Annotated in this window: 26 protein-coding genes; 10 read left to right on the top strand and 16 right to left on the bottom strand. The window is 60.7% G+C overall.

Features of this window, described 5'->3' with window-relative positions; translation table 11 throughout:
• Positions 1–39 precede the first annotated feature (39 nt).
• Together ubiB and ubiE are read right to left on the bottom strand one after the other, a co-directional pair.
• On the bottom strand, positions 40–1,614 hold the full coding sequence (gene ubiB / locus J2X43_RS09045; protein WP_310293337.1) for a 2-polyprenylphenol 6-hydroxylase: 1,575 nt from the start codon (positions 1,612–1,614) through the stop codon (positions 40–42).
• A gap of 5 nt (positions 1,615–1,619) precedes the next feature.
• Entirely contained in the window at positions 1,620–2,396 is a 777-nt protein-coding gene (ubiE, locus tag J2X43_RS09040; RefSeq protein ID WP_310293335.1) for a bifunctional demethylmenaquinone methyltransferase/2-methoxy-6-polyprenyl-1,4-benzoquinol methylase UbiE, read from the bottom strand.
• Positions 2,397–2,548: 152 nt separating this feature from the next.
• Between ubiE and mutM the strand changes: the two genes are divergently transcribed.
• The 5 genes from mutM (at position 2,549) to J2X43_RS09015 (ending at position 8,338) form a co-directional block, all read left to right on the top strand.
• Positions 2,549–3,439: a bifunctional DNA-formamidopyrimidine glycosylase/DNA-(apurinic or apyrimidinic site) lyase gene (gene mutM, locus J2X43_RS09035; protein WP_112385225.1), complete on the top strand. Its 891-nt coding sequence runs from the start codon at positions 2,549–2,551 to the stop codon at positions 3,437–3,439.
• A gap of 10 nt (positions 3,440–3,449) precedes the next feature.
• Complete coding sequence (locus J2X43_RS09030; RefSeq protein ID WP_112385226.1) at positions 3,450–4,223, top strand: enoyl-CoA hydratase; 774 nt, start codon at positions 3,450–3,452, stop codon at positions 4,221–4,223.
• Between the two features lie 194 nt (positions 4,224–4,417).
• Positions 4,418–4,696, top strand: coding sequence for a 30S ribosomal protein S20 (rpsT, locus tag J2X43_RS09025; RefSeq protein WP_112385227.1), 279 nt, complete (start codon positions 4,418–4,420; stop codon positions 4,694–4,696).
• An 878-nt stretch (positions 4,697–5,574) separates the two neighbouring features.
• The gene (gene dnaA, locus J2X43_RS09020; protein ID WP_112385388.1) at positions 5,575–7,125 is read left to right on the top strand and encodes a chromosomal replication initiator protein DnaA; all 1,551 of its coding nucleotides are present in this window, start codon (positions 5,575–5,577) and stop codon (positions 7,123–7,125) included.
• Positions 7,126–7,255: 130 nt separating this feature from the next.
• Positions 7,256–8,338 carry a saccharopine dehydrogenase C-terminal domain-containing protein gene (locus J2X43_RS09015; RefSeq protein ID WP_310293334.1) on the top strand — a complete coding sequence of 361 codons (1,083 nt, stop codon included), beginning with the start codon at positions 7,256–7,258 and terminating at the stop codon, positions 8,336–8,338.
• Between the two features lie 24 nt (positions 8,339–8,362).
• Here the strand turns inward: J2X43_RS09015 and fhuF are convergent, their stop codons facing one another.
• Together fhuF and gcvA are read right to left on the bottom strand one after the other, a co-directional pair.
• The gene (fhuF, locus tag J2X43_RS09010) at positions 8,363–9,127 is read right to left on the bottom strand and encodes a siderophore-iron reductase FhuF (protein WP_310293332.1); all 765 of its coding nucleotides are present in this window, start codon (positions 9,125–9,127) and stop codon (positions 8,363–8,365) included.
• Positions 9,128–9,304: 177 nt separating this feature from the next.
• Positions 9,305–10,189, bottom strand: coding sequence for a transcriptional regulator GcvA (gcvA, locus tag J2X43_RS09005; RefSeq protein WP_310293330.1), 885 nt, complete (start codon positions 10,187–10,189; stop codon positions 9,305–9,307).
• A gap of 207 nt (positions 10,190–10,396) precedes the next feature.
• Here gcvA and J2X43_RS09000 point away from each other — a divergent pair, with 207 nt between their 5' ends.
• On the top strand, positions 10,397–11,317 hold the full coding sequence (locus J2X43_RS09000) for a DMT family transporter (protein ID WP_112538409.1): 921 nt from the start codon (positions 10,397–10,399) through the stop codon (positions 11,315–11,317).
• Positions 11,318–11,320: 3 nt separating this feature from the next.
• Here J2X43_RS09000 and hemW read toward each other — a convergent pair whose 3' ends face one another.
• Genes hemW through rph form a run of 4 tightly spaced genes read right to left on the bottom strand, consistent with a single transcriptional unit; the run spans position 11,321 to position 14,318 of the window.
• The gene (gene hemW, locus J2X43_RS08995) at positions 11,321–12,523 is read right to left on the bottom strand and encodes a radical SAM family heme chaperone HemW (protein ID WP_310293327.1); all 1,203 of its coding nucleotides are present in this window, start codon (positions 12,521–12,523) and stop codon (positions 11,321–11,323) included.
• A 9-nt stretch (positions 12,524–12,532) separates the two neighbouring features.
• Positions 12,533–13,177 (bottom strand): RdgB/HAM1 family non-canonical purine NTP pyrophosphatase, encoded by a 645-nt coding sequence (gene rdgB / locus J2X43_RS08990; protein ID WP_310293326.1) that lies wholly within the window; start codon positions 13,175–13,177, stop codon positions 12,533–12,535.
• Positions 13,178–13,185: 8 nt separating this feature from the next.
• Positions 13,186–13,602: a VOC family protein gene (locus J2X43_RS08985; RefSeq protein WP_310293324.1), complete on the bottom strand. Its 417-nt coding sequence runs from the start codon at positions 13,600–13,602 to the stop codon at positions 13,186–13,188.
• Positions 13,599–14,318 (bottom strand): ribonuclease PH, encoded by a 720-nt coding sequence (gene rph, locus J2X43_RS08980; RefSeq protein WP_310293323.1) that lies wholly within the window; start codon positions 14,316–14,318, stop codon positions 13,599–13,601. Before rph ends, J2X43_RS08985 begins: the two co-directional genes overlap by 4 nt.
• 183 nt (positions 14,319–14,501) lie before the next feature.
• On the opposite strand from rph, the gene hrcA reads away from it, so the two are divergent.
• Both hrcA and grpE read left to right on the top strand, forming a co-directional pair.
• Complete coding sequence (gene hrcA / locus J2X43_RS08975) at positions 14,502–15,590, top strand: heat-inducible transcriptional repressor HrcA (protein ID WP_112514114.1); 1,089 nt, start codon at positions 14,502–14,504, stop codon at positions 15,588–15,590.
• Positions 15,591–15,692: 102 nt separating this feature from the next.
• Positions 15,693–16,325, top strand: coding sequence for a nucleotide exchange factor GrpE (gene grpE / locus J2X43_RS08970; protein WP_310293320.1), 633 nt, complete (start codon positions 15,693–15,695; stop codon positions 16,323–16,325).
• A 52-nt stretch (positions 16,326–16,377) separates the two neighbouring features.
• Here grpE and J2X43_RS08965 read toward each other — a convergent pair whose 3' ends face one another.
• Positions 16,378–17,322 carry a nucleoside hydrolase gene (locus J2X43_RS08965; protein ID WP_310293318.1) on the bottom strand — a complete coding sequence of 315 codons (945 nt, stop codon included), beginning with the start codon at positions 17,320–17,322 and terminating at the stop codon, positions 16,378–16,380.
• Positions 17,323–17,594: 272 nt separating this feature from the next.
• Between J2X43_RS08965 and J2X43_RS08960 the strand changes: the two genes are divergently transcribed.
• Positions 17,595–18,020 (top strand): Hsp20 family protein, encoded by a 426-nt coding sequence (locus tag J2X43_RS08960; protein WP_112385237.1) that lies wholly within the window; start codon positions 17,595–17,597, stop codon positions 18,018–18,020.
• Positions 18,021–18,069: 49 nt separating this feature from the next.
• Entirely contained in the window at positions 18,070–18,327 is a 258-nt protein-coding gene (locus J2X43_RS08955; protein WP_112385238.1) for a DUF1150 family protein, read from the top strand.
• 9 nt (positions 18,328–18,336) lie between these two features.
• Here the strand turns inward: J2X43_RS08955 and J2X43_RS08950 are convergent, their stop codons facing one another.
• From J2X43_RS08950 to J2X43_RS08920, 7 genes are all read right to left on the bottom strand, one after another.
• A complete protein-coding gene (locus J2X43_RS08950) occupies positions 18,337–19,038 on the bottom strand; it encodes a tRNA (guanosine(46)-N(7))-methyltransferase TrmB (protein ID WP_310293316.1) in 702 nt (233 codons plus the stop codon).
• Positions 19,035–20,288 (bottom strand): methionine adenosyltransferase, encoded by a 1,254-nt coding sequence (gene metK / locus J2X43_RS08945; protein WP_112385240.1) that lies wholly within the window; start codon positions 20,286–20,288, stop codon positions 19,035–19,037. The genes J2X43_RS08950 and metK overlap by 4 nt, the downstream gene beginning before the upstream one ends.
• 181 nt (positions 20,289–20,469) lie before the next feature.
• Positions 20,470–20,889 (bottom strand): helix-turn-helix domain-containing protein, encoded by a 420-nt coding sequence (locus tag J2X43_RS08940; RefSeq protein ID WP_112385241.1) that lies wholly within the window; start codon positions 20,887–20,889, stop codon positions 20,470–20,472.
• Positions 20,890–21,039: 150 nt separating this feature from the next.
• Positions 21,040–22,641: an apolipoprotein N-acyltransferase gene (lnt, locus tag J2X43_RS08935; RefSeq protein WP_310293314.1), complete on the bottom strand. Its 1,602-nt coding sequence runs from the start codon at positions 22,639–22,641 to the stop codon at positions 21,040–21,042.
• An 80-nt stretch (positions 22,642–22,721) separates the two neighbouring features.
• Positions 22,722–23,858, bottom strand: a complete 1,137-nt coding sequence (locus J2X43_RS08930) for a hemolysin family protein (protein ID WP_112385243.1) — start codon at positions 23,856–23,858, stop codon at positions 22,722–22,724.
• Complete coding sequence (ybeY, locus tag J2X43_RS08925; protein WP_112385244.1) at positions 23,855–24,370, bottom strand: rRNA maturation RNase YbeY; 516 nt, start codon at positions 24,368–24,370, stop codon at positions 23,855–23,857. Before ybeY ends, J2X43_RS08930 begins: the two co-directional genes overlap by 4 nt.
• Positions 24,371–24,375: 5 nt before the next feature.
• Positions 24,376–25,422 carry a PhoH family protein gene (locus tag J2X43_RS08920; protein WP_112385245.1) on the bottom strand — a complete coding sequence of 349 codons (1,047 nt, stop codon included), beginning with the start codon at positions 25,420–25,422 and terminating at the stop codon, positions 24,376–24,378.
• Positions 25,423–25,424: the final 2 nt, after the last annotated feature.

The raw sequence follows: 25,424 nt of genomic DNA, 5'->3' as shown, positions 1-25,424 counted from the left end.
CCAAATGCCGAACACAGCATGCATTTGCTTTGCCTGAAGTCAGCTCAACGTCCAGGCAATATAGAGAAGCGTCAAGGCAATTATCCAGAGAGCGATGCGCGCCGAGCGGTTGTGCCGTGCCTCGGACTTGCCGATCGCCTCGGTGGTCTGCTCGTCGAAGCGCAATCCATGCTCGCTCATATGCAGCAGCTGGTGATGGAATTTCTCCGTCTGCGCAGCGATCTCGGGCACGGCTTCGGCAAGCTTCACGGCCGCTTTCAACCCGTCCTTCAGATCGGTGACGATACGCTTCGGGCCGAGGTTGTTGCGGATCCATTCGCCGACGACAGGCTCCGACGCCTTCCACATGTTGAAGCGCGGATTGAGCATGCGCGATACGCCTTCGACCACGACCATGGTCTTCTGAAGCATCACCAGCTCGGGCCGCGTCTGCATGTCGAAGAGCTCGGTCACTTCGAAGAGCAGCGTCAGAAGCTTACCCATCGAGATCGTCTCTGCCGGCTGGCCGTGGATCGGTTCGCCGATCGCCCGGATCGCCTGCGCAAAGCTCTCGACATTGTGGTGGCCGGGAACGTAACCGGCCTCGAAATGCACCTCGGCGACACGGATATAATCGCGGGTGATGAAGCCGTAGAGGATCTCGGCCAAGAAGCGCCGCTCCTTCTTCCCGAGCCGTCCGACGATCCCCATGTCGACAGCGACGATCATGCCCTGTGCGTCGACGAAGAGATTGCCCGGATGCATATCGGCATGGAAGAAGCCGTCGCGCAGCGTATGGCGAAGAAAGGACTGGATCAGCGTGTCGGCGAGCGCGTTCAGATCATGTCCGGCGGCCAGCAGCCCCTCGACATCGGACATCTTCACGCCGTCGATCCACTCCATGGTAATGACGTCGCGGCCGGTGCGCTCCCAATCGACCTTGGGAACGCGGAAGCCAGGATCCTTTTCGGTATTCTCGGCAATCTCGGAAAGGGCCGCGGCCTCTAGGCGCAGATCCATCTCCACCTTGGTGGTCTGCTCCAGCGTCTTGGTGACTTCCACCGGCTGCAGACGCCGGCTGGAGGGCATGAAGCGCTCCTGCAAGCGGGCGACGAGATACATCGCCTCGATGTCATGGCCGAAACGCTGACGCACGCCGGGCCGGACGACCTTGACAGCCACCTTCTTGCGGCCATCGTTGTCATCAACTTCTGCCGGATGAACCTGAGCGATCGAGGCCGCCGCAATCGGGTCGCCGAAGCTTGCGTAGAGTTCTTCGATAGGACGCCCGAGTGAGCCCTCAATATTGGCCTTTGCCGCCGCAATCGGGAAGAAGGTCATCCGGTCCTGCAGCTGCGACAGATCATTGGCGAAATCGACGCCGACGACATCGGGCCGCGTTGCCAGGAACTGTCCGATCTTCACATAGGAAGGGCCGAGCCGCTCGACGGCCTGCGCCAGGCGGTCGCTGCGCTTCTGCCGCTTGGCCTTGCTGCGTTCGAAGATCGTTACCGAGGATTTGGCGAGCGCCACCACGGGCGGAAGCCCTTCGGACGGCAGGGCCGATACGACACCCTCGCGCACCAGCACCCAGCCGACGCGCCAAAGCCGGAAATATGCGCCGAAAGCACTCATCTATTCTATAATTTCCAGCCCGAGTGCAGGGCTGCGATACCGCCCGTATAGTTGGTGTAGCTGACGCGCGAAAAGCCCGCGCCCCGGATCATCGCGGCAAAATTCTCCTGGTTGGGGAACTTGCGGATCGATTCCACCAGATACTGGTAGGGCTCGGCATCGCCGGTGATCGCCTTGCCGAACTTCGGGATCGCGTTAAACGACCAGGCGTCATAGACCTTGTCCAGCAGCGGCAGATCGACTTCCGAGAATTCGAGAACGAGCAGACGCCCGCCGCGTTTCAGCACGCGACAGGCTTCCGACAGCGCCACGTCGATGCGCGGCACGTTGCGGATGCCGAAGGCGATCGTATAGGCATCGAAGCTGTTGGCCTCGAAGGGCAGGTCTTCGGCATTGGCCTCGACGAAGGTGAGATTGTCGGAGAGCTTCTTCTTCTCGGCCCGCTCGGCGCCGACGCCGAGCATCGAGCCGTTGATGTCGAGCACGGTCGCATGCGCCAGCCGGTTGGAAGCCTCGATGATCCGGAAGGCGATGTCGCCGGTGCCGCCGGCAACGTCGAGCACCTTGTAGCCCGGTTCCTTGCGCGGGTTCAGCGATGCGATCATCGCGTCCTTCCAGACGCGGTGCATGCCGGCAGACATGACGTCGTTCATGATGTCGTAGCGCTTGGCGACCTTGTGGAAGACCTCGTTGACGAGGCCCTGCTTCTCGCCGTTCGACACTTCGCGGAAACCGTAGGACGTTTCCATGCCGCCATCGGCGGAGGTGCGGCTGTCTGACATCGGAAAACTCCGTTACTCGAAATCGGTGCGGCGACCATAGCGAAACGATGCTTTGGACGCTATCTGTAGGCGCGGATCGCAAGCCGCGGCCTTCTGGCGCTATAGCGCACATCGCCAGCGGTTGAAATACGTTTAGCTACAGATGGGTAACGATGCCGGAATTGCCAGAAGTCGAAACCGTCAGGCGCGGCCTGACCCCCGCGATGGAGGGCACGCGCATCGAGCGGCTGGAGCTTCGCCGCGGCAATTTGCGCTTCCCCTTTCCGGAGAAATTCGAGGCCGATGTCACCGGCCGCACGATCATCGGTCTCGGGCGCCGCGCCAAATATCTGCTCATCGATCTCGATAGCGGCAAGACCATCATTTCGCATCTCGGCATGTCTGGCTCCTTCCGGATCGAGGAGGGCGCGCAGCAAACCGTGCCCGGCGACTTCCATCACGAGCGCTCGAAAGACGAGAAGCACGACCACGCCATCTTCCATCTGGAGAGCAGCAAGGGACCAAGGCGCGTCATCTATAATGACCCCCGCCGTTTCGGCTTCATGGATATTGCCGAGCGTTCGGAACTGCAGACCAATCCGTTCCTTTTTGGCCTCGGGCCGGAGCCGACCGGCAACGAGCTCAGCGCCGCCTATCTCGCCGAACGTTTCGCAGGCAAGGCGCAGCCGCTGAAGAGCGCATTGCTCGATCAGAAGAACATCGCGGGTCTCGGCAATATCTATGTATGCGAAGCGCTATGGCGCTCGCATATCCTGCCGACGCAAGCCGCCAAGACCCTCGTCACCAAGAGCGGGAAACCGAAAGAATCGCTGGAGCTGCTCGTCTCGTCGATCCGCGATGTGATCGCCGATGCGATCAAGGCCGGCGGTTCGTCGCTGCGCGACCATATCCAGACGGACGGTTCGCTGGGATATTTCCAGCATTCCTTCTCTGTCTATGATCGCGAAGGCGATCCTTGCCGCACGCCCGGCTGCGGCGGTACGGTTTCGCGTATCGTCCAGGCGGGCCGCTCCACCTTCTATTGCCCCGTCTGCCAGAAATAGGGAGAAACGCATGGCCTACGAAACCCTGATCGTCGAAACCCGCGGCAATGTCGGCCTGATCACGCTGAACCGGCCGCAGGCCCTCAATGCGCTGAATTCTAGGGTGTTGAGCGAGCTGAAGCAGGCCTATGCGGATTTTCATGCCGACGACGCCGTTGGCGCGATCGTCCTGACCGGCTCAGAACGGGCTTTCGCGGCAGGCGCCGATATCAAGGAAATGCAGCCGCTCGAATTCGCCGATATATATAAGGCCGAATTCATCGGCGGCTGGGACGAGATTGCCAAGGCACGCAAGCCTGTGATCGCCGCCGTCAGCGGCTTCGCACTCGGCGGCGGATGCGAACTGGCAATGATGTGCGATTTCATCATCGCTTCCGAGACGGCCAAGTTCGGCCAGCCGGAAATCACCCTCGGCGTCATTCCCGGCATGGGCGGCTCGCAGCGGCTCACAAGGGCGGTCGGCAAGTCGAAGGCGATGGATATGGTGCTGACCGGCCGGATGATGGATGCGGCCGAGGCCGAGCGCGCGGGACTCGTTTCGCGTGTGGTGGCGCCGGAGCGCCTGCTCGACGAGGCGCTGGAGGCCGCCGCCAAGATCGCCTCCTTGTCGCGCCCATCGGTGCTGATGGCCAAGGAAGCCGTCAGCCGCGCCTTCGAGGTGACGCTCGAAGAAGGTCTGCGTTTCGAGCGCCGTCTCTTTCACAGCCTGTTTGCCACCGACGATCAGAAAGAGGGGATGACGGCGTTCATCGAAAAGCGTAAACCAGACTTCAAGCACCGCTGATGGGCATTCAGTGGAGAAAGGCTGCGTTTCCGTGAAAATCCGCGTTGACGCCGCCCGGCTTTAGAGTTATATGCCCGCCCACGGTTCGGGAAGCCGCTCTGGTTTTCCGATTATGCTCCCGCATTGCTGGATATTGTGGCCGCAGGGCCCGCGGTGATGGCGGAGTTTTGTTCGAATTCTTTTGAGAGGCATCCATGGCCAATACAGCTTCGGCGAAAAAAGCGACCCGCAAGATCGCCCGCCGCACCGACGTCAACAAGGCTCGTCGCTCGCGCGTTCGCACGTTCGTCCGCCAGGTCGAAGAGGCACTCGCATCCGGCGACGCTTCCAAGGCTAAGGAAGCCTTCCTCGCAGCGCAGCCGGAACTGGCACGCGCCGCAAGCAAGGGCGTCCTTCACGCCAACACGGCATCCCGCAAGATCTCGCGTCTTGCTGCCCGTCTGAAGACGCTCTCGGCGTCCGCAAGCGCATAACATTTCGTTAACGAACTGCTCGTTATGATTAGCCCGGTAATTTTACCGGGCTTTTTCGATTCCGCGATCTAGCCTTTGTATGGCGAATTCAGCGACGATTTCGTGTCGGACGGATGACACTAAAAATCGTTTAATATCAAATACTTGCGCTAGGTTCTTTCAACGCTGCGCGACTCTCCCCCCTCCGGAAGGGGGGCGAAATGAGTCAAGCGGATTTTTATTTTTTTTCTTTCATAGCGTGTCGAAAATACCCACTTTGGGAATCTCATTGATTCTTCTGCGATTCTTTTTTGACACCGGCGTGACGCCCTAAACCGGTGCCCGGAGTCAATGGCCCCTCCTTAATTTTGCGTAAAATTCATCGTTGATATCCGCAACCGATCCTGCCTAAATGACTTCCAGCAAAGGGCGCGGACATCACCTGAAAAGGTTCAGTCTTAACTGCCATACCGGCAGGGCGATGAGTTTGTATCTTTTGTCGCGGAGCAGTCTATCTCTCCGTTTTTTCAAGCACTTGAGCATATTTGCACCGCGGCCGTGGCTGGTCTCGGAACGGATAGCTTTTGTGCGCTCGACGGCTGCACGTTTAAGGTGAAGCCGAAGGGGATGGGGAAACTACATTTGTGTTCCGGTTGGTTAGCGGGCGAACGAGGGCCGCCAGCCAGTACGGTTAAGAGACAACATGACGGAGGCCCCATGATGGCGGTTTCCGCCACGGGTTTCTGCGCCGCTCTCTTTTGGAGCTGGAACATCTGTATTGAGTGAACCGGCAAGCCTGCGGCTCATGAGGGGACGCCAGCCTGTCTAACGGGGAAAATTGATCGGGCGGCCGTTTTTTCGGATGACCGCCCGGTGAAATGAAATTGGAAGGCGGCATGATGCAGATGAATTCTATGGCAGCGGGTGCACTTGAGAACGGGGACAAGGCATCGGCGTTTGGCTCTACTTCGCTTGAGGCGGCAGGAGAAAAGGGAGACATGAAACATGGCGTACTTTTTGAGCGCGTTAGCGCCCGTCTGAAGGCACAGGTCGGCCCGGACGTATATGCAAGCTGGTTCCAGCGTCTGAAGCTTCATTCGGTCTCCAAGAGCGTCGTACGGCTTACTGTTCCGACGACCTTTCTGAAGTCGTGGATCAACAACCGCTATCTGGATCTGATCACCAGCCTGTTCCAGCAGGAAGATGCGGAAATCCTGAAAGTCGAAATTCTCGTGCGCACCGCAACGCGCGCTGGCGTCAAGCCTGCCGATGAGGTGGCTACCCAAGAGCCGTCTTCGCAGGTTACGCCGATCCGCCGTCCGGCATCGGCCCAGCCGGCCGGTCACGCCGTCCAGCAGGCCGTTTCCGCTGCAGCAGCGGCACGTCCGGCAACCTTCGGCCAGCCGCTGTTTGGCTCGCCGCTGGATTCCCGCTTCACCTTCGACACCTTCGTCGAGGGCAGCTCCAACCGCGTTGCATTGGCAGCTGCCAAGACCATCGCGGAAGCAGGCCAGGGCGCGGTGCGCTTCAACCCGCTCTTCGTTCATTCGACGGTCGGCCTCGGCAAGACGCATCTGCTGCAGGCAATTGCCAATGCCGCTGTCCAGAACCCCCGCGCCCTGCGCGTGGTCTATCTGACGGCCGAATACTTCATGTGGCGCTTCGCAACGGCGATCCGCGACAATGATGCGCTGACGCTGAAGGACTCGCTGCGCAACATCGACCTCCTGATCATCGACGACATGCAGTTCCTGCAGGGCAAGATGATCCAGCACGAGTTCTGCCACCTGCTCAACATGCTGCTCGACAGCGCCAAGCAGGTCGTGGTCGCTGCCGACCGCGCTCCGTGGGAGCTGGAATCGCTCGATCCGCGCGTCCGTTCGCGTCTGCAGGGCGGCGTGGCGATCGAGCTCGACGGCCCGGACTACGAGATGCGTCTCGAAATCCTCAAGCGCCGTCTGGCCGTTGCCCGCGTCGAAGATCCGTCGCTAGAAATTCCGGCCGAACTGATGTCGCATGTCGCCCGCAGCGTCACCGCCAGCGGCCGCGAGCTGGAAGGCGCCTTCAACCAGCTGATCTTCCGCCGCTCCTTCGAGCCCAATCTGTCGATCGAGCGCGTCGATGAGCTTCTCGCGCATCTCGTCGGCTCCGGCGAACCGCGCCGCGTCCGCATCGAAGACATTCAGCGTATCGTCGCGCGCCACTACAACGTCTCGCGGCAGGAACTGGTCTCGAACCGCCGCACGCGTGTCATCGTCAAGCCGCGCCAGATCGCCATGTATCTGTCGAAGACGCTGACGCCGCGCTCCTTCCCGGAGATCGGCCGCCGCTTCGGTGGACGTGACCACACGACCGTGCTTCACGCGGTTCGTAAGATCGAGGAACTGATCTCCGAAGACACCAAGCTGTCACACGAGATCGAGCTGCTGAAGCGCCTGATCAACGAATAGTGCGCCTTTGAGCGCTGGAAATCTACGGCCGGGAGCAATCCCGGCCTTTGCTTTTTACGGGTCTTTTATCCTGTACATCCCCTCCAAAGACGGCTCAAAGTGAAGCGGTCGCTGCTTGGGAGGGAACAGGATGAGCTTCAGGAAAATCGCCGTTGTCGGTCTCGGCAAGGTCGGACGTCTCGCCGCAACGCTTCTGCATGAAGGCGGTTTCGAGGTCACCGGCGTCGATGCCCAGCTTCCGCTGTCGGATGTGCCCTTCGCCTGCCGGACGGGTGATATCTCGAACGCCGCTGTCGCGGCCGAACTCCTGTCCAGCGTCGAGGCCGTCCTGTCCTGCCTGCCCTATCACCTGAACATCGCGCTTGCCCGCGCTGCGCATGCCGCCGGCGTCCACTATTTCGATCTCACTGAAGACGTGCCGACGACGAATTTCATCATCGAGCTGTCGAAGACCGCACGCGGCCTCATGGCGCCGCAATGCGGTCTGGCGCGGGGCTTCGTCGGCATCGTCGGCGCGAGCCTTGCCGACGGTTTCGAACGCTGCCGCTCGATCCGCATGCGCGTCGGCGCCTTGCCGCAGCATCCGACCGGGCTTCTGGGCTATGCCTTCAACTGGTCTCCCGAAGGTGTCGTCAACGAATATCTGAACGATTGCGAGGTTATCGAGGGCGGTGTGCGCAAGCTCGTTTCGCCGATGGAGTGGCACGAGACGATCTATGTCGAAGGCGTCAAGCTTGAGGCCTTCACCACCTCCGGCGGGCTCGGAACCATGTGCGATACGCTGCTCGGCAAGGTCGAGAACCTCGACTACAAGACCATGCGCTATCCCGGCCACATGGAGCTGATGAATTTCTTCTTCCACGAACTGTTGATGCGCGACCAGCGCAAGCTTGCCGGCCAGATCCTGACCGACGCCAAGCCGCCTGTCGATGACGATGTCGTCTATGTCCATGTCGCCGCCGAAGGCACCGAGCGAGGCAGCCTGCGCCGCAAGGAATTCGTCCGCGCCTATTATCCGATCGAGGTTGCCGGAGAGAGACGGACGGCGATCGCCTGGACCACATCAGCCTCGGTCGTCGCCGTCATCGAGATGGTGCGCGACGGACTGCTGCCATCGACGGGCTTCCTGCATCAGGAGCACATACCACTGGAGATGTTCCTGCAGACGCCAACCGGCAGCCTGTTCAAGGCCAGAAGCGCCAGCCGGCATTAGGCGCGGGCGGAGATCGTATTTGAGCTACTGGTTGCGCCTTTCGGGGAGCGCACAGAGCTTGCCGCAGCTGGGTATGCCGGGCAGCATATAGCGAAGGCAGCAGACCTTTCGGCGCGCCACGCATTCGCCGTTCTCCTCCACGTGCCGGATACAGCCGGAGAGCGGATTGACGCCGCCATCGGGCAGGCAGCCACGCACGAAAACCGGCAGGTCGGCCTGGGCCAAGTCGGGGTCGTCCTTGTCTGCGGTCAGCCGCAGCGCATAGTCGATATAGACGGCCGCATTGTTCCAGCAGAGCTTGGCGGAAATGCCGTGCTTCACCAACTGGCCTACGGCCTTGAAGAGATGGGTTTCAAGAAGCGGATCGATCGCCTCGAAAGAGCCGCGGGCAGCGCCATCATCCCAACCGCTATGCGGCACGCCGAAGGCGCGCGGCAATCCGTCCTCGTTGAGTGCAATGGTCATCTCATCGAAAGCAACCGGCAGCCTCCGGCCTCCGGCGCGCCTCGCAATCAGATAGGCGATCGTCAGACCGGCAAAGTAGTAGAGCGTCCACATCGACACGGCAGCACGGCGGTCGGTTCCGCCCGAGATGGCGGCGTAGCCGTCGATTGCTTGTTCCGACGCTCCGCCGGTGAAGAAGCTGTTGAGAGACATCGCGCCTTCCAGGTTCGCCGACAGCATGAGCTTTTCGGCACACCACGCATGCTCGCCGGTAAACAGTGACGCAAGCCGTTCTGACGGGCGGTAGGCGCCTCTCTGGGCCTCGGTGGCTGCTAGCACCGCCATGTGCTGACCACGCGGCAGGAGCGCGCCTTAACGCGCCATACAGATGGAATGGCAGAACAACGGATATTCATGGCACCGTTCGGCTTCAATACAGGCAGTCACTGCTTGATAGCCGCACTATCAGCGAAAAGGAAGATAAAGGTGACTAAATAATTCACCTTTGATTTATCGACGTGCCTAGCTCTGCGCCTCCGAGAGTAGCCAGCGGCGGAACGCGGCCGCGGCCGGGCGTTCAAGGGCGGCGCCCGGATAGACGAGGTGGAAGGCGAGGCGGCTGGCGACGCCGATCGGGAAGGGTGCGATGACGGCGCCTTCCTTGAGCTCCGTGTCGACGAAGGAGCGTCGCATCAGCGCGAAGCCAAGACCGGCCTTCATCGCCTCATAGGCGCCATTGCCATGCATGAAGATCGGCCCGCGGGACGCATCGACGCCGGTCGCGCCTGCGGCCTCCAGCCAGAGCTGCCAGTCGTGGCGGTAGACATCATGGATCAGCGTGAAGGGCGCCAGCGCCCCGGGGGCGGGATGCTCGCCGAGCTCTCCGGCAAGCTTCGGTATGCAGACCGGCACGAGCTCGTCATCGACAAGCCGTTCGCTGACCAGCCCCTCATAGCCGCCGAGCCCATGACGGATCGCCAGATCGATCCCGTCGCGCTGAAAATCGAGGACGCGGTGTGAGGCGCTGATCCGCACGTCGATCTCCGGATGCAGTGTTTCAAACCGGCCAAGCCGGGGCACCAGCCAGTAGGTCGCAAAGCCGGCGGTACAGGTGACGTTGAGGATCGCGCCGCGCGCCCGGGCGGTGATCGCCGCCGTCGCTTCGCGCACCAGCCGGAATGCCGCCCTCAGCGTGGTGAAGTAGTCGGCGCCCTCGACGGTCAGCGCCAGCGCCCGCGGCTTGCGGTCGAACAGTTGCACGCCAAGCGCGGCTTCCAGGTCGCGGATCTGCAGACTGACGGCGCCGGGCGTCACGTTCAGCTCCCGGGCTGCGAGCGTCATGCTGAGGTGCCGGGCTGCGGCTTCGAAGGCCCGCAAGGCCGATAGCGAGGGTAGATAGTCGCTCATGATTTAGCTCAGCTAAAGTGTAAGGCGAAAAAGACTCGTTTGCCGCGATCCGATTATGGAAATAATATCGGCATCAAACGGATCCGCAATGCACATTGCCTGCCGATATCGGACGAGAATAAATCGAATGTAGCTGCATGCTGCGTCTGCAGGAATCGGGTGGCCGCTACCGCCTGGCCGCTCTATGACGCTTGCGTGCGATGGAGGATGACGATGCAGAAGCAGATGGGCTTGGCCGAATGGGGCATGATGCTGGTTCTCTCCCTGCTCTGGGGCGGCTCGTTCCTTTTCAACGGCATCCTGGTCAAGGCGTTGCCGCCTTTCACCATCGTCACCGGCCGCGTGCTGCTGGCCGCCATCGCGCTTAATCTGATTGTGCGGATGATGGGCCATGCCATGCCGCGCGACGGCAAGAGCTGGATCGCATTCTTCGGCATGGGGGTGTTGAACAACATGATCCCCTTCTGCCTGATCGTTTGGGGCCAGACGCATATCGCCAGCGGGCTTGCCTCGATCCTCAATGCCACGACGCCGCTCTTCGCCGTCGTCGTTGCCCATTTCCTGACGGCGGACGAGAAGATGACGGCCAACCGGTTGATCGGTGTCGTCGTCGGCTTTGCCGGTGTGGCCTATATGATCGGCTTCGATGCGCTGCATGATCTCGGCTCGAACGTGCTGGCGCAGCTCGCCGTCCTCGGTGCGGCGATTTCCTATTCCTTTGCCGGGATATGGGGACGCCGCTTCCGCGCCATGGGCATGCCGCCGCTATTGCCGGCTGCCGGCCAGGTTACGGCCTCCACCGTGCTGATGATCCCGATCGCCCTGATCGCCGACCGTCCGTGGACGCTGGCAATGCCCGGTGCAGAAACCTGGGTGGCGCTGTTCGGCCTCGCCATCCTCTCGACGGCAATCGCCTACATCCTGTTCTTCCGGATTCTGGCGACGGCGGGTGCGACCAATCTGATGCTTGTCACCTTCCTGATCCCGGTCAGCGCCATCCTGCTCGGCGCGCTGATCCTGGGAGAACAGCTGCAGACAAAGCATCTGATCGGCATGGCGATGATTGCCATCGGCCTTGCGGCGATCGACGGGCGGTTGCTGGCGCTCGGCCGCAAGCGCGCGGCCTGAGGATTAGCAGGCGAGATCGGCCACGACGGAATCGAGGATCAGCATCCCCGATGGCGTGCAGCGAAGCCGCGAATTGCCGAGCCGCTCGATGAAGCCGTGTTCCAGCAGGAACTCCTCGCGCGCCGGATCCGGATCGCGTCCCGAGAGCTGCTGCCACCGGGCGAGATCGACGCCTTCCTTCAGCCGCAGGCCCATCAGCAGCAATTCATCCGATTGCTCTTCGTAGCCCAGCCGTTCCTCTTCGAGAACGCCGTGTCCGTCACGCTCGACCATTTCGAGCCAGGATTCCGGCTTGCGCTCGGTTGCCGTGGCGAGCTTCTCGGAGCCGCGGGTCAATCGGCCGTGGGCGCCGGGGCCGATACCGGCGTAATCGCCATAGCGCCAATAGGTCAGGTTGTGGCGGCTCTCGGCGCCGGGGCGGGCGTGGTTGGACACCTCGTAGGCAGGCATGCCTTCGCGCTCGGTGATCTCCTGCGTTGCCTCGTAGAGCACGGCCGATTGCTCGCCGTCAGGCACGATGAGCTTGCCGGCCTTGTGCAGACCGTAGAAAGGCGTGCCTTCCTCGATCGTCAACTGGTAGAGCGACAGGTGATCGACGGCATAGGAGATGGCCTCCTTGAGCTCGCGTTCCCATTCGTCCACTGTTTGATTGGGACGTGCGTAGATGAGGTCGAACGACATGCGCGGGAAGATGTCACGCGCCAGCTTGATCGCCTTCAGCGCGTCCTCGACATTGTGCAGTCGGCCGAGGAATTTCAGGTCGCGATCGTTCAGCGCCTGAACGCCGAGCGAGACGCGGTTGACGCCGGCGACGCGATAGCCGCGGAACCGCTCCGCCTCGACGCTCGAAGGATTGGCCTCCATGGTGATCTCGATGCCCGAGGGCACGTGCCATTCCCGGGCAATGCCGTTCAGGACCGCGTCCACGGTCTCCGGCTTCATCAGCGAGGGCGTGCCGCCGCCGAGGAAGATGCTGGTCACCGTCTTCGGCCCGCTCAACTGGCGGATCGCGGCCATCTCCTTCAGAAAGGCCGCAACATAACGTTCCTGATCGACAGGCTGGTGCCGCACATGGCTGTTGAAATCGCAATAGGGGCATTTCGCGGCGCAGAAGGGCCAATGCACATAGACGCCGAAACCGGGCTCCCCGGTATCCGGCAGAAGCTTGGCATCACGCAGCGAAGTCAGGTTGTTCAGATCGTCCACGAGCCGACCTTACGCTTCCAGGCAGGTTTCGACAAAGATTTTGAAGGCGCGCGCACGATGCGACAGCGCCCGCTCATCCCCAGGCTTCCAGCCATGTTTCTGTTCGGCGCTCATCTCGCCGAAGGTGGTGTCATAGCCTTGCGGCTGGAACACCGGATCGTAGCCGAAACCCTGCGTGCCGCGCGGCGGCCAGACAACGGTGCCTTCGACTTCGCCGCGGAAAAGCTCCGTATGTCCGTCCGGCCATGCAAGGCAGAGAACGCTGACGAAGCGGGCTGTACGCTGCTCGGGCTTTGCCGCTCCGGCTGTCTCGAGCGCCGTCTCGACCTTCTGCATCGCCATCGCGAAATCGCGCGTGCCATCGGCGGTCTCGGCCCAGTTGGCCGTGTAAACGCCCGGATCGCCGCCGAGCGCATCGACCACCAGACCGGAATCATCAGACAGCGCCGGCATGTTGGCAACGCTGGCAGAGGCGAGTGCCTTGATTTTCGCGTTCTCTTCGAAAGTGGTGCCGGTCTCGTCAGGCTCGACGAAATTGAGCTCGGCTGCCGACTTGGCGGTGAAGCCCAGCGGGCCGATCAGGTCCTGGATTTCGCGGATCTTGCCGGCATTGTGGCTGGCGACGATGATGGTCTTGGTGTCGAGCTTGCGCATTCTGTTTCCTATTCGATGCCCCAGATACGGGCTTCGGCGCATTCCAGGCTGTTGCCTTCCGGATCGCGAAAGTAGATCGAGCGGCCGCCATTCGGCCAGTGAACTTCGGATTCGATGGCGATGCCGGCCTCCGTCAGCCTGGCGGCCATCGCATCGATATTCCCGGCCGAAACGCGGAAGCAGGCGTGGCCCGGTCCCTTGGTGCCATGCGGCGGAACCTGAAGCGCGCCCGGCGCCGGTGGCTTGACCGTCTCGTCCGGGTTGAAGATCAGCAACACCCCAGGACCGCACCGAAAGAAGACATGCCGGTTAGCAGCCCGCGTGATCTTGGAAAGACCGAGAACGCCTTCATAGAAGGCTTCGGCTCTGTCCAGGTCCTTCGCGTAAAGCGCCGTTTCCAGCATGCCCTCCAGCATGTCGTTCACCCGGCGATTGCCTGCTTCTGCAGTTCCACGAGTTCGGCAATGCCGTTCTTTGCGAGGCCCATCAGCGATGCGAATTCGGCTTCGCTGAACGGCGTGCCTTCGGCCGTGCCCTGAATTTCGACGATGCCGCCGGCACCCGTCATGACGAAGTTAGCATCGGTTTCGGCCGAGGAATCTTCGATATAGTCGAGGTCGATGACCGGCTGGCTGGCGAAGATACCGCAGGAGATGGCCGCGACGTGGTCCTTCAGAACACGATCGACCTTGATCATGTTGCGGCTTTCCATCCATTTCAGGCAGTCGTAAAGCGCAATCCAGCCACCGGTGATCGAAGCCGTGCGCGTGCCGCCGTCAGCCTGGATAACGTCGCAGTCGATGGTGATCTGGCGCTCGCCGAGTGCAGTGAGATCGACGACGGCGCGCAGCGAGCGGCCGATCAGGCGCTGGATTTCCTGCGTGCGGCCGCCCTGCTTGCCGGTCGCCGCTTCACGCTTCATGCGCTCGCCCGTGGCGCGCGGCAGCATGCCGTATTCGGATGTGACCCAGCCCTTGCCGGTGTTGCGCAGCCACGGCGGCGTCTTTTCTTCAAGGCTTGCCGTGCACAGCACATGCGTGTCGCCGAATTTCACGAGACAGGAGCCTTCGGCATGCTTGGAAAAATTGCGCTCGAAGCTGACCTTGCGCATCTGGTCGGTTTTTCTGCCTGACGGCCGCATTCTCTGTCTCCTGATGCATGAGTCCGTTAGGCCGCGGGTGGCGGCACGGCATGATCATGCGTTGTTTCGTGATGCTGCCCCGCTTCTACGATTGGCCGCGGCCATTTGCAAATTCCCTTTTGCCACGCGGGCGAGATTGATTATATTTTGCAGATTGTCATCAGCGTGGGTGTGTCAGGATTCATGGGCTTCAGATCTACGTCGGTTTCGGATGCCGTTGCTGCGCTGGATGAACGCTCGAAGGAAATCTTCCGCCGTATCGTCGAAGGCTATCTGGAAAACGGTGAGCCGCTCGGCTCGCGTAATCTTTCCCGTATTCTTCCAATGTCGCTGTCCCCGGCCTCGGTCCGCAATGTGATGAGCGATCTGGAAGAGCTGGGGCTCATCTATTCGCCGCATATCAGCGCCGGGCGTCTGCCGACCCAGGTCGGGCTCCGGTTCTTCGTCGATGCCTTCATGCAGGTCGGAGACCTCTCGGCCGAAGAGCGTGCCAGCATCGACCGCCAGGTGCGCGCAGAAAGCCGCGACAATCCGGTGGAATCGATGATGAACGAGGCAAGCCGGATGCTGTCGGGGATCTCCCGCGGCGCCGGCCTGGTCATCACCTCGAAGAACGATCCGGTGTTGAAACATGTCGAGTTCATCCGCCTGGAACCAACGAAGGCGCTCGCGGTTCTCGTCGGCGAACATGATCAGGTCGAAAACCGGATCATCGAGCTCCCGGCGGGCGTGACGTCGTCGCAGCTAACCGAAGCCGCCAACTTCCTCAACGCCCACATGACCGGTCAGACGCTGCCGGAATTGCGCAAGCAACTCGACCGGCTGAAAACGGATGTGCGCCACGAGCTCGATGCCTTGTCGCGTGACCTCGTGGAGCGCGGCATTGCCGTCTGGTCCGGCAGCCCGGATGAAGGCAAGCCGGCGCAGCTGATCATCCGCGGCCGTGCCAACCTGCTCGAGGGTCTGGATAGTGCCGGCGATCTCGACCGCCTGCGCATGCTCTTCGATGATTTAGAGAAGAAGGACAGTCTGATCGAGCTGCTGAACCTCGCGGAAAGCGGCCCCGGCGTGCGCATCTTCATCGGCTCCGAAAACAAGCTTTTCTCACTGTCCGGCTCGTCGCTGATCGTCGCGCCCTATCGTGACGACGACGACCGGATCGTCGGCGCCGTCGGCGTCATCGGTCCGACCCGGCTGAATTACTCCCGTATCGTGCCGATGGTCGATTATACCGCCCAGCTGATTTCCCGCCTGTCGCGCGGGTCGCTCTGAAAAAGCCGGAATTTCCGGTTCTTTGTCACGCAGACTTGATTTTTTGCGGTCAAAGCTCGATATCGGGCGCATCCCGAAAGAACCCTTTACCCGGAGACCGTCATGACTGACGAAACGACGAAAAACGGACCTGAGACTGTTGCGGCTGACGCTGCTGCGGACGCAGCCGCAAACGTCGAGAATGAAGCGGCCGCTGAGGCATCGTCCCAGCCGGATCCGTTGGAACTCGTGAAGGCAGAAAATGCCGAGCTGCGCGACCGCTATCTGCGTCTTGCCGCGGAGATGGACAACCTGCGCCGCCGCACCGAGCGTGAAGTGAAGGACGCGAAGTCCTATTCCGTTGCCGGTTTCGCGCGTGACATGCTCGCCGTATCCGACAACCTGCGCCGGGCGCTCGATGCCATTCCGGCCGAAGCCAAGGCTGCGGGCGAGGCTGGCCTGACGACCCTGATCGAAGGTGTCGAGATGACCGAGCGCTCCATGCTATCGACGCTCGAGCGCCATGGCGTTCGCCAGCTCGATCCTGTCGGCCAGAAGTTCGACCCGAACTTCCATCAGGCGATGTTCGAAGTGCCGAACACGGAAGTTCCGAACAACACTGTCGTCCAGGTGGTGCAGGCCGGCTTCACCATTGGCGAGCGCGTGCTGCGCCCGGCCATGGTCGGCGTCGCCAAGGGCGGTCCGAAGCCCGAGGCAGAGGCTGCCAATTCCTATCTGGATCAGAAGGACGCATAATGAAAAAGGGCCGCTGAGAAGCGGCCCTTTTCTTTTGGTCTTTGTTCTTCGCTCAGATGCGGGCGAAACGCTCGATCAGCAGATCGAAGAAACCATCGGCATCGACAAAGCGCATCACCTTGGCATTGCGCTTGCGGTCGGTCACATGCCACCAATCGACGACCGTCATGCCGACGGTCAGTTCCGACTTCACCTCGATCTCGACATTGCATTCCCGGCCCTTGAAGAGCTCTGGCTTCAGGAGGTAGGCAACAACGGTCGGGTCGTGCAACGGGCCGCCATCGGAACCGTATTTCTCGATATCGAAGCGCTCGAAGAACTCCAGCATCTCGACCATCGCTTGCGCTGGCGCGGTGCCGAGATCGGCCATGCGCTTGACGCGGTCCTTGCGGGTCAAAAGCTGGTGCGTCACGTCGAGCGGCATCATCACCACGGGCACGCCGGAACGGAAGACGATGTCGGCCGCTTCGGGATCGACATAGATGTTGAATTCGGCGGCCGGCGTGATGTTGCCGCCCTCGAAGAAGCCGCCGCCCATCATGACAAGCTCGCGGACACGCGCAACGATGTCAGGCGCCTTCTGGAAGGCAAGGCCGATATTGGTGAGCGGGCCGAGCGTGCAGAGCGTCACGCTGCCTTCAGGCTCGCGGCGCAGCGTCTCGATGATGAAATCGACGGAATGCTGTGCCTGCAGCGGCATGGTCGGCTCGGGCAGCGTCGGGCCGTCGAGGCCGGTCTTGCCGTGGACATGTTCAGCGGTGACGAGTTTGCGGGCGATCGGCTTGTCGGCGCCGGCAAAGACCTTGATATCGGTGCGCTGGCAGAGCTCGCAGATGATGCGCGCATTGCGGCTGGTATAGGAGAGCGGGACGTTGCCGGCGACCGTGGTGATGCCGAGAATTTCGAGCTCTTCGGGGCTGCCGAAGGCGAGCATGATCGCCGCGGCGTCGTCTTGGCCCGGATCGGTATCGATGATGATCTTTCTGGGGTTTGCCATATACGTCGTCCCTCCTCAGGTGCACGTCGTTTTGGCAGGCACCATTTGTTTATGATTGCGTCGCAAATCGGCGCAGCCCTTGCGGGTGACGATTTGATGCGAGCCCGCATGCGCTTTGTCAAGCAAGGACGAAGGCACCGTTTACCCTAAAATTTCCTGGTCCTGTCGCGAGGTCCGCAAAACCTTGCGCGGTTGCCCGCCAATTCCCATATTAGCAACAGCCGGATGCTAGTTTAGGTCCGGAAAGGTCGCTTGCATCAAGGACTTGAAACATGAGCCGTATCACTCCCTTCGCCAGCCCGCTGCTTCTGGGCTTCGACGCCATGGAAAAGACGCTGGAGCGTATTTCCAAGGCAAGCGATGGCTATCCACCCTACAATATCGAGCGCATCGCCGCCGGTCATGACCAGCCCGAGCGTCTTCGAATCACGCTTGCCGTTGCCGGTTTCGGCGAGGATGAGCTGGATGTGACGACGGAAGAAAACCAGCTTTTGATTCGCGGCCGGCAGGTCGAACAAGGCGAGCGCGAGTATCTCTACCGCGGCATTGCGGCCCGCCAGTTTCAGCGTACTTTCGTGCTTGCCGATGGCATGCAAGTGCTTGGCGCGGGGCTAAAAAACGGTTTGCTTTCAGTCGATCTTATTCGGCCGGAGCCCGCCCGCATGGTCAAGAAAATTAACATTTCGGTCCCACAGTAGGACAACGGTTCGAGTTGAGCCGCTAGTCCCTTCTCTTGGAGGTACAGGAATGTTGATGAAAGAAGCGAATTCTCACCTGACCAAATCCGAACTTGCCGGTATCGGCAACGGGGAGGTCGCCTACGTCCGCAAAATGCGTAACGAAGAAGTATCGAAGTGCTTCCCCGAAGCGCCCGATATCGACCCTGGCGTCGATCTATGGGCCCTGTTCGGCGCGGACGGCACGCCGATCCTGTTGACAGACAATCGCTCGAGCACCTTCTTCAAGGCTGCCGAGGACGAACTGAAGACGGTAAGCCTGCACTAAGTTGCAGGCTTATATTTTCTTGAAAGTCAGATAGGCGGAAGAGCGGCCTTCACGCCGCGCCTTGGCTTCGTAGCGGGTGCTTGGCCAGCCCTCATAGGGCGTCAGCCAGTCGGCGGCATTGCTTGCCAGCCAGTCGAAGCCGCCATGGTCGCGGCATTTCAGCAGCGTCCAGTTCACATAAGTATCGATATCCGAAGCGAAGCAGAACAGTCCGCCGGGCTTCAGCACGCGATGGAAACGAGCGAGATTCGTCTTTGAGACGAAACGGCGTTTCCAATGCTTCCGCTTGGGCCAGGGATCGGGATAGAGCAGATCGATCTGGTCAAGGCAGCCATCGGGCAGCCAGTCGAGCAGCTGCGTCGCATCGTCGTTATAGACTCGGACGTTCCTGGCGCCCTTCGCCTCCACACTGGAAAGCAGCTTCTGCATGGAATTGATGAAGGGTTCGACGCCGATAAAGCCGGTCGAGGGTATTTCGGTCGCGCGGTGGATCAGATGCTCGCCGCCGCCGAAGCCGATTTCCAGGCGGAGTTTCTCCACCGGCACCGGAAAGAGGCTTTTCAGCGGCTCGGGATGAGCCGCTGAAAGATCGATGAGGAAAGCCGGGAGCAGGGTACTCAGCTTTTCCGCCTGTTGTCCGCGGAGGGCCTTTCCTTTGCGACGGCCGAAGAAGGCTTCGGTCGCGCGTCCGCGGCGTTCCATATCCGTCATGCTGCAGCCTTGACCTTGATGGCTTCCTTGAGGCCCTTCACCAGATCGGTGCGCTCCCAGGAGAACGAGCCGTCACGGCCAGCCTTGCGGCCGAAATGTCCGTAAGCGGAGGTCTTGGCATAGATCGGCTTGTTGAGGTCGAGATGGCGGCGGATACCCGTCGGCGACAGGTCCATGTTCTTGCGGATCGCCGCTTCGACCTGGTCTTCCGTTACACCTTTGCCGGTCTGGTGCAGATCGACATAAATCGACAGCGGCTGGGCAACGCCGATGGCGTAGGAAAGCTGGATCGTGCAGCTGTCTGCGAGACCGGCGGCAACGACGTTCTTGGCGAGGTAGCGGGCGGCGTAGGCTGCCGAGCGGTCGACCTTGGTCGTGTCCTTGCCGGAGAATGCGCCGCCGCCATGTGGGGCTGCACCGCCGTAGGTATCGACGATGATCTTGCGGCCGGTGAGGCCGGCGTCACCATCCGGACCGCCGATGACGAATTTGCCGGTGGGGTTGATGTACCACTTGCAGTCGCTGGCGATCGGTAGGTCGCCGAGGGCTTCGCGGATGTAGGGCTCGACGACGGCGCGAACCTTCTTCGAATCCCAGCTCTCGTCGAGATGCTGGGTCGACAGAACGATCGATGCGACTTCAGACGGCTTGCCGTTGACGTAGCGCACGGTCACTTGGCTCTTGGCATCGGGGCCGAGCTTGGCGACTTCGCCGTCGCCCTTCTTGCGGGCGGTGGCGAGCAGCTGCAGGATCTTGTGCGAATAGTAGATCGGCGCCGGCATGAGATCCGGGGTTTCCTTGCAGGCGTAACCGAACATGATGCCCTGGTCGCCGGCACCTTCGTCACCCTGCTGGTCGGCGGCGCTGTCGACGCCCTGGGCGATGTCGGCAGACTGCGAGTGCAGGAGAACGTCGATCTTCGCGGTCTTCCAGTGGAAACCGTCCTGTTCGTAGCCGATGTCCTTGATGGCGCGGCGGGCAGCAGCCTTGAACTTCGACGGGTTGATGACGTCCTTGCCGTCCTTGTCCTTCTTCATCAGGCTCGGCGGCAGGCGAACCTCACCGGCGATGATGACGCGGTTTGTGGTTGCCAGGGTCTCGCAGGCAATGCGCACGCCCCATGGGTTTACGCCGGTTTTCGCCGCTTCGCGGTAAACCAGATCCACGATTTCGTCGGAGATACGGTCACACACCTTGTCCGGGTGACCTTCGGCAACAGACTCACTTGTGAAGAGGTAATTAGCGCGCATTCCGGGATTCCCCTCAAAGAATAAGTTCGACGAATTGGTACTCAGTTCAGGCTCGAAAAACAAGCGCAGAAGGACATAAATATATCTTTATATCTGCGGTGAAATGACAAATTTTGCCTTAAAAACGTAAAAAAGGCGGCCTTTCGACCGCCTTTTCTAATTTACCTGCTTTAGGGATCGCTTAGTCGGCGTCCGCTTCCGCGGCCAGCGCCTTTACCAGTTCGACGACCTTCCGGCGAACCTTAGGATCGGAAATCTTGACGAATGCGCGGTTGAGCTGGAGGCCCTCCGACGACGAAAGGAAGTCGACGACGTAGTTCGAGCTGGAAGCTTCCGCCAGACCGCTCATTCCGCCGCCATGCTCGCCTGGCGCGTCTTCGAAGAAAAAGGAAACAGGAACGTTCAGGATGCTCGAAATATTCTGCAGGCGGCTGGCGCCGACGCGGTTCGTGCCCTTTTCGTACTTCTGAATCTGCTGGAATGTAATGCCCAGGCTTTCGCCAAGTTTTTCCTGGCTCATGCCAAGCATAGTACGGCGAAGACGAATGCGACTGCCAACATGGATGTCGATCGGGTTCGGCTTCTTCTTGTTCTCAATCATGGTTGTGCCCTAACAAAAGATATTTCAACGAGTGAAACCGGCATCCCCTGAACCCATCCGTAACGCCACGTTGCAAGAGGCATTAACCCACTCTCAAGCATACGTTAACAACGCCGATCTGAACTACTATGCAATTTTAGGGGTTTTTGGTCAATTCTGCTTGAAAATAAAACCCATGCGAGAAATCAGCGCAATCATAAACAGCAACGTTTCAGTCAACCAAAAGTAAGCATGATGTGGATAGCGCGCTGTGGAATCGCCCTGTTCGCCATCAAGAGTTGCGTCTATGAAACCGCTCTCATTGAGCCCAAGCCCGGCAATAATCTCTCCGCGTGAATTCACCAGCGCTGAAATGCCGCTATTGGCGTCGCGAATCAGCGGTAATCCTGTCTCAACTGCGCGGATTCGCGCCTGCTGAAAGTGCTGATAGGGCCCAGGCGTAGACCCAAACCATGCATCATTAGTAATATTGAGAATGGCGTTGGCCTGATTGATCCCGGTCATTTCGCCGGGAAAGATGATTTCGTAGCAGATCAGCGGATATAGTGCGAGGCCACCCGGCAGGTTCAGCATTTCGCGGCTAGCGGCCGCGGTAAAGCCTCCCGGCATCTCGACGATATTCTGAATGCCGAAATTATCCAGAATGTTCTCGAACGGCACATATTCGCCGAAAGGCACCAGATGAACCTTGTCGGATGCCGCGATGATCTGGCCGCGTCCATCGATGACATAGATCGAGTTGTAATAGCGCGGCGCATTCCCGGGACCGGTCTCCTCGACACGGACGGCGCCCGCAATCAGGATCTGGTTATCGTCAAGCGTATCGGCGATCCGCGTCAAGGCATCCTGGTTGTCGGTCAGGATGAAAGGGATAGAGGTTTCCGGCCAGACGATGATATCGGGCTTCTTGGTGCCATTCTTCGGGGCTTCCGCGGAGAGCTTCAGATGCTCTTCGAAGATCGCCGAGCGATCGGCATCGCTGTCGAGCTTGGCCGCCTGGTCGATCATCGGCTGCACCAGGCGGACGACAGGCAGCGTGGTCCCAGGCGCCGGCGTTGGCTTCGGCAGATAGTAGAGGACATAGCCGCCATAACCGATATGCGCGACAAACAGCAGGGCTGCGGCAAGGACACCCGTCCTGGCGCCCTGGCGGGTGCCAAGTAGCGCCGGTGCAGCAAAGACGAAGACCGAAAGCGCCGTGACGCCCATGACACCAAGAACATGGGCCGATTGCATCATCAGCGGCACCGGCATCATGCCGTAACCGATGGCATTCCACGGAAAGCCGGTGAACGCGACGCTGCGAAGCCATTCGAACAGGCCGAAACTGGCGGCTAGCGCGGCAATCCGGCCTAGACCTTCCGACCAGAAAATCCGGGCAGCGGCAGCGGCCAGGCCGTAGAAGATCGCCAGCACGGCGGGCAGTCCCAGAATGGCCAGCGGTAGCGCCCAGGCGAAGGCATCGGAATCGATCAGCAGCGCATGTCCGAGCCACCAGAGGCCGGCGACGAAATAGCCGAAGCCGAAAAGCCAGCCGGTGACGAAGGCCGGCCAGAGCCGGCCGATGAAGCTTGCCTCCGGCGAGGCGGCCGCGCCGTCGATCAGCCACACGAGCAGCGTGAAGGAGATGAACATCGCGGCAAAGAAGCCGATCGGGGGTAGGGCGATGACGCCGATGGCGCCCGCAAGGATTGCCAGCAACGCCCGTTTGAAACCCCAGAGCAGGATAACCCTGTCCGCAAGCCGCTCCATGCACAGTCCCCATCAAGCCGCGAATCAACCCGGCTCGCAGTCTTTCAAAAAAGCAGCTGTTTGTCGTGCCTTACGGGCGCTCAGTTTGCCGCAGAGGATTCTGCGGGCCTGTCGTCGCCCTGTTCGGAGCCGCCTGCGCCGTCTCCGTCCCTCACGCGACGGCGGATCGCCTGGCGCTTGCGGGTGATGCGGACGCGCTTGATGCGCCGCGGATCGGCATCGAGGATGTGGAATTCGAAATCCGGCAGCGCCTGAACCACTTCGCCGCGGACCGGGATGCGGCCGAGTGCGGAGAAGATCAGGCCACCCAGCGTATCCACTTCGTCCACCTGCTCTGCAATGTCGAAATCCGGGCCGATCGCCGCGGCGATCTCTTCCAGCTCGACGCGGGCATCGGCAACGAACATGTCCTCGGAGACGCGCTTGAACATCACCTCGTCATCGTCATGCTCGTCGTCGATATCGCCGACAACCATTTCAACAATGTCTTCATGCGATGCCAGGCCGTCCGTTCCGCCATACTCGTCGATCACGAGCGCCATCTGCGTGCGGTTGACCTGCATGCGGCGCAAAAGGTCCGACGCCAGCATCGACGGCGGGACGAACAGGATCTTGCGGATGATGCCTGCCTCGGCAAGCGTCTTCTGCAGATCGACCCGTGCCAGATCGAAATTCGGCTTGGATGAGCGGCTGACCTTCTGGAGGTTTTCGGGTGCGATCTCGACGACCGGTTCGGCGGCTTTTGCCTTGATGCCGGTCCGGCGCTTGTTGCGCGCCTGCTTGGCGACATAGGAGAGAAGGTCGCGGATATGCACCATGCCGCGAGGATCATCGAGCGTGTCTGCGTAGACAGGCATGCGTGAGCGCCCGGACTCTTCGAACAGGATCATCAGCTCGCCGATGGTGATCGTCTGGTCGACGGCCTCGATATCGGCGCGCGGCACCATGACGTCGGCAACACGAACTTCGCGGAAGCGCAGGATGTTGTGCAGCATCGCCCGCTCGTCGGGCGAAAAGGCGTCGTCGCCGGTATCGCTGGTCATCAGCGCGTCGGCGAGGTCCTCGCGCAGGCGCGAGCCTTGTTGTGGCCGGAGGATGCGGGCTGCGCGTGCCCAGAAAGATCGCCCGGCGTTTCTACTACTTCCACCCTCGTCGGAGGAGGAAGATTGATCGGCATCCTTGCTGTCTGCCGTGGTCTTTGCTGAAAAGTCGCTCATGGTTCCAATTTAAGGTCTTGACCTTCGTAGGGGTCAGATAGGCCGAGATCTGCCAAAATACGAGTCTCCAACCCCTCCATAATTTCGGCTTCTGCATCATTCATATGGTCGTAGCCGAACAGATGCAAGAAACCATGCACCATCAAATGGGTCAGATGGTCTTCGAAAGGCTTCTCAAGCTCTTCCGCCTCGCGCGCCACGGTCTCCCTGGCGATGATGATGTCGCCGAGCATCGGCCCCGGAATCTTGCCCGGCGTGATCGGGTAGGCAGGGAAGGACAGCACGTTGGTCGCCTTGTCCTTCTGGCGCCATTCGGCATTGATCGCCCGGATCGACTCGTCGTCGGTGAAGACCAGCGAAACCTCGGTGGCCATCTTGGGAAACTTCTGCTTGGCACTGGCCTTGAGATAGTCCGCGGCCTTTTCCAGCACGCGGTCCGTCAAAGGCTGCAACTCGTCCTCGGAAGGCCAGCCGCCTTCTTCAACGCTGATCTGAATGTCGAGTAAGGCCATAAGTCCTATTTGATCGCGTCTTCTTCGCGCGCTGTGTAGGTGGCGTCATAAGCCCTGACGATGCGGCCGACAAGCGGGTGGCGCACGACATCGGCATCCTTGAAGCGGACGATCGAGATGCCCTCGACTTCGGTGAGCAGGTGAAGGGCCTCGACAAGGCCGGATTTCACGCCGCGCGGCAAGTCGATCTGGCTCGGGTCGCCGGTGATCATCATCCGCGAATTTTCGCCGAGACGGGTCAGGAACATCTTCATCTGCATCGATGTCGTGTTCTGCGCTTCGTCAAGGATGATTGCCGCGTTCGAAAGTGTGCGTCCGCGCATGAAGGCGAGCGGTGCGATTTCGATCACGCCCGCGGTAATCGCGCGTTCGACCTTGTCGCCCGGGATCATATCGTAGAGCGCATCATAAAGCGGGCGGAGATACGGATCGACCTTTTCCTTCAGGTCGCCGGGCAGGAAGCCGAGGCGCTCGCCGGCTTCGACGGCCGGGCGGGTCAGGATAATCTTCTCGACCGCGCCGCGCTCCAGCAGCTGGGCGGCCTGGGCGACCGCGAGGTAGGTCTTGCCGGTACCGGCAGGGCCGACGCCGAAGACCAGCTCGTTGCGCTCCAGCGCCCGCATATAGGCGTCCTGTGTCGGGGTCCGGGCAATGATGGTCTTCTTGCGCGTTGAAATCTGAGCCATGGTCAATTTGGCTTTCTTCTCCATCGTCGGCAGGCTCAATTGGTCGTCGGCCGCAACGGCCATGCGAATGGCACCCTCGACGTCGGATCGTTCCACGCTGCCGCCTTTCTGAAGTTTTTCATAGAGATAATCGAGCGTGCGCCGCGCCTGATTGGTGGTTACCACATCGCCGGTGATGACAACGGAATTACCGCGGGCGCGTGCATCGATGTGAAGCCGCTCTTCGAGGAGCTTCAGGTTCTGATCGAACTGACCAAAAAGTTCGCTGGCGAACCGGTTGTTCTCGAACGTCAGGACAAAGTGATTGGCGTCGCTCGCAATGCGTGGGTGGCGCGGTGAAGAAGAAACCAATTCTTGTCCGTTCAAGC

Origin of the sequence: Rhizobium sp. BE258 (genome assembly GCF_031457345.1) — a bacterium.
In the GTDB taxonomy this organism is placed as follows: domain Bacteria; phylum Pseudomonadota; class Alphaproteobacteria; order Rhizobiales; family Rhizobiaceae; genus Rhizobium.
Note: the sequence above shows the minus strand (reverse complement) of the source record. Positions and strands in the feature narration are given on the sequence as shown.